Here is a 7792-nt window from a genome sequence, read left to right as displayed (position 1 = left end):
GTGGGGGTTTGGCCATGGGCTCGGCACCTTGATTGCCGCGGGAGTGCTGCTGGTGCTCCTGTCCGCGGTGCATCTGGAGTCCGTTGATCGCTGGGCCGAACGCCTCGCGGGACTCGCGCTGCTGGGGATGGGCGTCTGGGGACTGCGGCGGAAGTTGGGCGCGGGCGATGAGGCTCAGGCGTCCCGAGGCGTGCTCGCCGTGGGGTTGGTGCACGGTCTGACGGGGGCATCCGCGCTGGTGTTGCTGCTCCCCATCGCGGTGTCGGGCACGGCGCCGGAGCAGGCCCTCTACCTGGGCGGGTTCTCCATCGGCAGCACGCTGGCCATGTCCGCGCTCACCGCGAGCATCGCCGCCTTTTCCCGCATCAAGCAGTTCTCCTCCAAGCTGGCGACGCATGTTCCTCGCGTGGCGTCCACGGTCTCCATCCTCGTGGGCAGTGCCTGGATGCTCGGGAGTTTCTGAGCCAGCGCGTGATGTCCTTTGGACATGATTCGGGCCGGACTCCACGCGCCTTGGTGGAGCCCGGCCCATTCACTTCGTGTGTCCGGTGCGTCTCAGTGGACGCGGCCCGGAGGCAGGTTCGAGCGGGGCGGGAAGCCCGGCACGGCAGCGTCCAGGTTCTTCGCGCTGCTCAGTGAGCGTGGCGCGAGCAGGGCCTCACCCACGGAGCCCGTCATCGCCTGGAAGCCCTGCGGTGCTCCGCACACCAGGTTCTCCAGGTCGTCGTCTCGCCGGCCCAGGTCGTCGAAGACGCGGGTGATGGAGGAGTTCACGGGGTCAGGAATCGGCGCCTGGCTGACCATGAAGGGCGACGGGCCCGAGGCGCTACCGGCCGAGCGCGGGAAGATGTGCAGGAAGGGGGTCTGCGTCTCGCCCGCGTGGCAGCCGTTGCACGTGTTCAGGGAGAAGCGATGCCGGGCCTCGGGGTCCGCGCCCGGCGCGTCCCAGAAGAAGAAGAACGGCGTGAGCGCGGAGCCCGCCAGGAAGGGCTGTCCCTCGAAGAAGGCCGGCACCTCGTGGGTGCCGTTCATGAGGGGCGCTACGTTCTGCTGCACGTAGTTCGACACCAGGGGCGAACCGGCGTGGAAGAGCTCCGGCGTGAGGGCCACGGGAGCGGGCGCCAGGCCGGTGGGCCCGAAGTGGAACTCGCGCAGCTCCCACAGCGGGTCCAGCGCGTTCTCGTTGGTACGCACCTGATGGATGGCGCTGCCCATGAAGTGGCCGGGTGCCACGAACGACTGGGTGAAGCGGTCCGTGAGCGCCTGGAGCTTCGTGTTGAACGCGGGCGTGCCGAGGCTCAGTGTGCCCAACTCGTGCCAGTCACGGGCCCAGCGCTGGATGTCCTCCGGTCCATCGCCGGGCAGCATGTATTCGAGGATGACGGTGAACGGCAGCGGCTGGCCCGTGGGTGTGGTGACGCCGAAGACGAAGCGGCCCTCACCTGAGTGCGTACCTTCGCTGCGCAGGTCAATGCGGTTGACGATGGCAAGCAGTCGGAATGGCGCCGTGTTGAAGTCGAGTTGTGCGGTGGGACCGCCGCTGCGTGCCTCCCACGGCCCGAGCACGTCGGGGCGGATGCGCGTGCGCGCGGCGACGAACGAGGCCTCGATGAACTGGTCCTGCTCCCACGTCTTCAGCCAGTTGCGCACCAGCTCGGAGGGGTTCTGCCCGCCGTTCATGCGGCGCATCAGCGTGCCGAATGTCCAGACGCCGTTGCCGGTGGTGCGCACCGGGTCTTCCACCACGGACAGGTCGGTGATGAGCAGCTCGCGGTTCGGCGTCACCTGACACACGCCCGGAGCACAGGCGGTGGAGGACTCGCAGCCGTTGACCGCGTTGCCGTCGCAGTCGAAGGTGCCCACCGCGCAGCCGAGGCCACACGTCCCCGCGCCGCAGACGCCGCTCGCCGAGGCCGCGCCTCCGCACACGGTGCCGCACGCGCCGCAGTTCGCCGCGTCTTCCATCATCGACGTCTCACACCCGTTGCCCGGATTGCCATCGCAGTCCAGGAAGCCCGCGACGCAGGTCTCCGTGAAGGACGTGCAGGAGGACTGATTTCCCGCCGCGTCCCGGACCCTCGCGAAGACGGTGACACCGACCTGGTTGGCGAGCAGCGGCACCATCGCGCTGCCTGCATTGTCCAGCGGCACCTCCGTGCCCATGGGCGTGGTGCAGCCCGCGTTCGAGAAGAGGACCACCCGCGTGCGAGGCTCGGCCAGGGTGCGCACCGCGCTGACGAAGGGCGCCTGGGGGAAGGGCACCAGTCCCGGTATGAAGGTGGCCGGTAGCGGCGCGAGGTTGTCGTGCGTGTACGCCACCGTCGGAGAGCAGCCGGAGGTGTTGCCAGCGGCATCCACGGCTCGCAAGGAGAACGTCGTCACCGAGTTGGTCCCCACGGTGAGGTTGAGGCTGAAGTTGCCGGTCGTCGCGTTCGCCGTGGTGGTGGTCAGCGGAGTCCCTCCGCAGCTGGAGTTCTGGAAGACGCGGACAAGCGCGCCCGCCTCGGTGCGACCTTCGAGCAGGGGCGTCAACTGCGTTCCCACTCCATTGGGGACGAAGCCGAGTTGGAAGGGCGTGGTGGGGGCGATGTTGTCATGGACATAGCTGATGGCGGCGGAGCACGCGGAGATGTTGCCCACGGCGTCCTCCGCCTTCGCGGAGAAGGTGCTCGTGGTGTTGGCCGTCATGGTGAAGGGGCGGGTGAAGGTGCCCGTGGCGGTGGCCGTTACGCTCGCGAGGGGGCTTCCGGCGCAGCTGCTTCCGGAGAAGAGCCGCACGGTGGCTCCCGCCTCCGTGGTGCCGGCGAGAGTCGTACTGGTCTGCGTGCTGGGAGAGGCCGGCGTGAAGCCCGTGAACACCGGGACGATGGGCGCCACCGTGTCGCGCACGCAGCCGAGCAGCTCCAGCCGCGCCAGGGAGATGACCTCGACCCCGGTGCGAGAGTCATTGTCGTCCGTCACGTTCAGCCGGAACTTGCTGAACGTCCTCGGGGTGCTGAGCGTGTACTCGCGCCGCTCCGCGCCCAACCAGTTCATCTCGTCGATGCGCGTGTCCACCGTCACCCACGCGCTGCCGTTCCAGCCCTGGAAGGTCCAGTTCTTCGGCGCGCGCGTGGTAATGTCTCCGTTGGCGTACTTGATGGCGTACCGGCTGACGATGCGAGGACCGTCCGTCCACTCGTAGGCCAACCACGCGGGAGTCTGCTTGATGGCGGAGATCCACATGGATGTTCCGGTGGCCACGCTGTCGAACGCCTTCCAGGCGTCGTACTCCGGCTCCGCGTCGATGACCCCCGAGGCGGTGACGATGCCGGAGGGCCCGGTCGCGCTCGTCATGTCCGGTACCTGGTTGACGCTGGCGGCGCAGGCGCAGTTGAAGAAGCTCAGCTTGCCGATGGAGAGGACGTCCACGCCCGTGCCGGCCGCGTTGTCCTCCGTCACGACCAGGCGGTACTTGCTGTAGGCCGTGGGAGTCGCGACGGCGAACTCGCGCTGCTCGGTGCCTCCCCAGTTCGTCTGGAGCGTGCGCGAGTCAATCGTGTTCCACGCGGTGCCGGACCAGCCCTGCAGCGTCCAGTCCCGTGGCGCTCGTGCGTTGAGCGTGCCGTTGGAGAACTTGATGGCGTAGTGCGTGACTGTCTTGGGGCCGTTGAAGAACTCGTAGGTGAGCCAGGCCGTGGCCTGTCCGCTCGCGGAGAGCCACATGGTGGTGTCGCTGCCGTCGAGCGCCATCCAGCCGGGGTTGGACGCACTGAGCTGGCTGGAGCCGATGGCGAGCCCGCTCGGAGCATCGCCGGCCGTCATCGCGGGGATGAGGCTGTCGCCGCAGGTGAGGCCCTGGGTGGCGGCACCCAGCGGCTCGGGAGGGGAGTCAGCGGGCGGTGGGGCGTCCTGACACCCGGGCACGAAGGCCAGGGTGAGGGCGCTCGCCAGGAACAGGCTTCGGATGGATATCGGGCGATGCATGGACACGCTCCTCGCTACGGGCCGCCGGCGAACACCGGAGGCGCTGGAGCACCGTGTCGTAGCGGGACGTGTCGACAGCGAGGGCGGGGATGTGACGGAAGCTCCGGCGCCGGTGACGAGTCGTCCTCCGCGCGGGACGAGCCCGCGGCCGCGCGGGCCTCAAGTGCCCGGGAACAGTCGCGCGTGGACCTCGCGCACGGCGCGCCGCGTGGCGACATCCTCCGTCACCGCGGGCCAGGGTTGCTCCGTTTCCTCCATCCACCAGGGGGCCTGTCCCGGAGGAGACCAGCGCCCCCTGGCGAGGACTCGGACGAGGCGCTCGGCGCAGACCTCTGGCGACTCCCAGCCGCGCTTCACGAGCGAGAGAAGCCATCCCACGGGCCCCGTGCGCGCACCCAGGTCCGTGCGCACGACACCCGGATGCATCACGAGCACGTCCAGCTCCGGATGTTCGGTGGCGACGTCGCGCATCGCGAGCGCGAAGCCGAGCTTGGTGTCGCAGTAGGTCCGGATGCTGGAGAAGTCCTCACCCGTGGGCGTGCGCGCCGCGTCGAACCGGCCCTTCACCAACAGGCCCGCGCTCACCAGCAGGATGCGGCGCAGCCGGCCCGCGTCGAGCAACGCCTGCTGCATCACCCACGGCGCGGCATGATTCACCACGAACGCCCGCTCCAGTCCGTCCGGCGTCAGCTCCCGTCGCGATGGCCACACGCCCGCGTTGTGCACCAGCGTGGCCTCGGGGCCCACCACGTCCACCAATCGCCGCCCCAGGTCGCGCGCCGCCGCGAGAGAGGAAAGGTCTCCAGGCACGGCGAGCGCCTGCCCGCCGTCCTGCTGGATGGAGAGCACCAGCGCGTCCAATCGGGCCCGGTCCCGAGCAACCAGGATGAGTCGGTCCTCCGTCGACTTCGCGAGGGCTTTTGCCAGCGCGTGACCGATGCCACGCGACGCTCCAGTGAGGATGAGGTCGGCCATGGACACCAGCCTGCCAGCCCTGTTCATGAATTGGAAGAATGTTCCAGTTCGAGAGTCTGGGGTCTGATGACCCAAGGAGGGGGCAGCGCATAGGGTAGGGCGATGGGGCCAGCACGACGGGACGGGGTGAAGCGACGCGATGCCTTGCTGGATGCGGCGCTGCACTGCTTCGCGGAGCGGGGCGTTCTCAGCACGGGCATCGAGGAGATTCGCAAGGCCGCGGGGGCGAGCCCGTCGAGCGTCTACCACCTCTTCGACGGGCTGCCGGACCTGACGCTGGCGTTGCTGATTCGCACCTTCGAGCGCCTCTTCACGCACCTGTCGGAGCGCGTGTTGCCCACCACCACGGCGGAGGCGGCCGTGGTGGCCCTGGTGGATGGCCACCTGGAGTGGATCTTCGCCCACCGGGATGAAGGGCGCTTCATGTACCAGGCGATGGCGATGGAGCTGGGGACGCACGCGGCGGGAGCGCTCACGGCGCGCAAGGCGGAGCTGCTCGCGCCCATCGTCCAGCACTTCGGGCGCTTCATCGCGGAGGGCTCGCTGCCACCGTGGCCGCCGCTGCTGCTGGACGTCGTGCTGCTCGGCCCGAGTCACGAGGCCTGCCGCCGCTTCCTCGCGGGCGCTCCGCTGGAGCCCTCCTGGATGCGAGGCCAACTGCCAAGGCTCGCGTGGCAGAGCGTCAAGTCCAGGGAGGCTCACGGCTCATGACTGCCAAGGGCTGACGCTTAGCGGCCCAGCAGCACCGCGCGCAGCCACGACGCGAACGCTCCGACGGTCGGCGTCACCTGGGCTTGCGTCCACCGCAACCTGCGCATGTGGCGGCGACTCTTCGCTTCCGCGGGCAGGGGCTCCAGCACCGCGAGCGCTTCGTCACGCTGCTTCTGTCGCGCGAGCAGGAGCGCCAGGTCCAGCTTCACCTCGAACAACGTCGCGTCCAGCGCGAGCGTTTCGCGAAGCAGGAGGATGGCACCAGGCCGCTCGGCCCCGCGACGGAAGTGGAGCCGGCCTCGGAGCAGTGTCTTCACGGCCTCCGCGCGGTGTCCCTTCACGACGTGGAGTTGCGACACCTGCCGCCAGAGGTCCATCTCCAGGGGAAACAGCTCCGCCGCCTGCGCATAGACGGCGAGCGCCTTGTCCGCGAAGCCCTTGTCCAGATGGACCTGGGCCGCCGCGCGGAAGCTCTCCAGCGCGGCCTCCGGCTGCTTCACCCGGGCCAGCAGCGGCGCGAGCTTGCCGAGCACCACCGCGTCCTTCGGTTCCAGCTCCAGCGCCTTCCGGTAACCAGAGATGGCCTTGTTCAGCCGGCCCTTCGAGCGAGCCAGGTCCGCCTCGGTGACGAGCTCCGAACGGGACGGCGGCGTCTTGCTTCCGAACAGCATCGCGACTCCGCATTGAAGTCGCCCCGCGCGCCGAGGGCAACCCCACACGAGCCCTCACGACGAGACATGTCCGCCAGGTGAAACAGCCGCGCTGGAAGTTTCGACGGGACAAATAGGTGAGCCCGATCAGGGTGTCCTCCTGACCGGGCTCGGGGTGCTGCCATGGATGAGGTCCGCACGTTTAAGACTTCGCCTCAGTCTGATGCCCCGTGTCCTGCGATTGAACGACCGCCGCGCAAGCGAGTGGAGCGGCGGGCTGGAATTGCACCAGCATCTCGGGGAGAAGGGCGAAGGCGGTTGATCGGACCTGCGACAGCGAATGCTGAGTCTGGAGTGAGAATCTGAGCGTGGGGTGCTTCGCGGGCCCGTGACGTCGCTTGCCTCTACCCGTTGGGCTACCCCGCCGCAGGAGTGGATGGCGGGGGCAGGGTTCGAACCTGCACTGAAGGCGACCCGGGAACGCTCGGCGTCAACTTGCTGCTGAGTTTGAGTTTGTACTCCGAAAGGACTGCGCGCCGAGTCTAGCTGAAGAGGTAGCCGAGGAGAACCTCGCCCGACTTCAACTCTTCGACCTCCACCGCGTTGGCTTCCTCGCGCGCGAACTTGACCGCCTGCTGGAGCTTCTCCACACGCTCCACCAGCTCATTGACCCGGACGGCGGGGAGAGCGCCCGAGTACTTCACCGTCTTCCAGTAACCGACGACGATGTCCTCGTAATAGACCTCCACCTGGGCGGGGTGCTTCTCGGTGGCCTCGGCCTTCACGTGGTTGCGGGGGACCTTCTTCGTCTTCGCGGTCTGCACCGGCTCGGTGGCCCACAGGCCCTGCGCCGGGTCGGGGACCCAGGACTCCGACGGGTCCAGCGTGGGCAGCTTCTTCACGAAGGTCTGCAGGTCCACCAACTGCTTCTCCAGGAAGAGCAGGTACGTGGCGGGGGCGCCCTTGAGCAGCACCTTGCCGTCGACACGCACGTCCGCCTTCGCGTGACAGTTGGTGAGGTCCTTGGTGGCGGTGACGTCGAAGAGCCGGGTGAGGATTTCCTTCGTCTTCTTCAGCACGTCGTCGGTGCGCACCTGCACGCGCGTGGACTCGGGGGGGAAGCGCTCACCCTCTTCGTCACGGGGCTGATAGGTGCGGGAGATGCCGTTGAGCAGCTGCGGCTTCTGGAGGTCGTGGTGGGCCTGCGTCAGCTCCTGCTGGGAGCGGTTCTTGACGCCCTTCTCGACGGCGATGATCTGATTGAGCTTGGTCATGATGTTCGTGTCTTCGAATTTTTGAGTTGGGGGCCCAGGACGGTTCGCTCGGAGCGTACCTGACGCGGACCCGGATTCTCAGTCGGGCTTGCCGTAGCCCACGAGCGTGTCGTCCTCGAACTCCGCCACCCATCCTCCAGGCAGGGCGAGCGCGGACAGCAACGCGGGGCGACGCCGCAGCAGGGCGTACACGGGGAAGGTCTCGAAGGTCTCATC

The 7792-nt window shown here is 68.3% G+C and carries 6 protein-coding genes; 2 read left to right on the top strand and 4 right to left on the bottom strand.

What is annotated here, in order from left to right; translation table 11 throughout:
* Window positions 1-463, top strand: a 463-nt coding sequence (locus HR086_RS42465; RefSeq protein WP_254626697.1) for a hypothetical protein, incomplete at its 5' end; no start/stop codon positions are given.
* A gap of 92 nt (window positions 464-555) precedes the next feature.
* On the opposite strand, the gene HR086_RS42460 is transcribed toward HR086_RS42465, so the two are convergent.
* Together HR086_RS42460 and HR086_RS42455 are read right to left on the bottom strand one after the other, a co-directional pair.
* On the bottom strand, window positions 556-3966 hold the full coding sequence (locus HR086_RS42460; RefSeq protein WP_174468477.1) for an Ig-like domain-containing protein: 3411 nt from the start codon (window positions 3964-3966) through the stop codon (window positions 556-558).
* 159 nt (window positions 3967-4125) lie between these two features.
* Window positions 4126-4941, bottom strand: coding sequence for an SDR family NAD(P)-dependent oxidoreductase (locus tag HR086_RS42455; protein ID WP_174468476.1), 816 nt, complete (start codon window positions 4939-4941; stop codon window positions 4126-4128).
* A gap of 126 nt (window positions 4942-5067) precedes the next feature.
* Between HR086_RS42455 and HR086_RS42450 the strand changes: the two genes are divergently transcribed.
* Entirely contained in the window at window positions 5068-5652 is a 585-nt protein-coding gene (locus HR086_RS42450) for a TetR/AcrR family transcriptional regulator (RefSeq protein WP_371745766.1), read from the top strand.
* Window positions 5653-5669: 17 nt separating this feature from the next.
* Here the strand turns inward: HR086_RS42450 and HR086_RS42445 are convergent, their stop codons facing one another.
* Window positions 5670-6323: a lipopolysaccharide assembly protein LapB gene (locus tag HR086_RS42445; protein WP_174468475.1), complete on the bottom strand. Its 654-nt coding sequence runs from the start codon at window positions 6321-6323 to the stop codon at window positions 5670-5672.
* 521 nt (window positions 6324-6844) lie between these two features.
* A complete protein-coding gene (locus tag HR086_RS42440) occupies window positions 6845-7576 on the bottom strand; it encodes a hypothetical protein (protein ID WP_141646925.1) in 732 nt (243 codons plus the stop codon).
* Window positions 7577-7792 lie beyond the last annotated feature (216 nt).

It is taken from the genome of Myxococcus sp. CA039A, from assembly GCF_013336645.1.
In the GTDB taxonomy this organism is placed as follows: Bacteria; Myxococcota; Myxococcia; order Myxococcales; family Myxococcaceae; genus Myxococcus; species Myxococcus llanfairpwllgwyngyllgogerychwyrndrobwllllantysiliogogogochensis.
The sequence above is the reverse complement of the archived record's forward strand: the minus strand, read 5'-3'. Positions and strand labels throughout refer to the sequence as shown.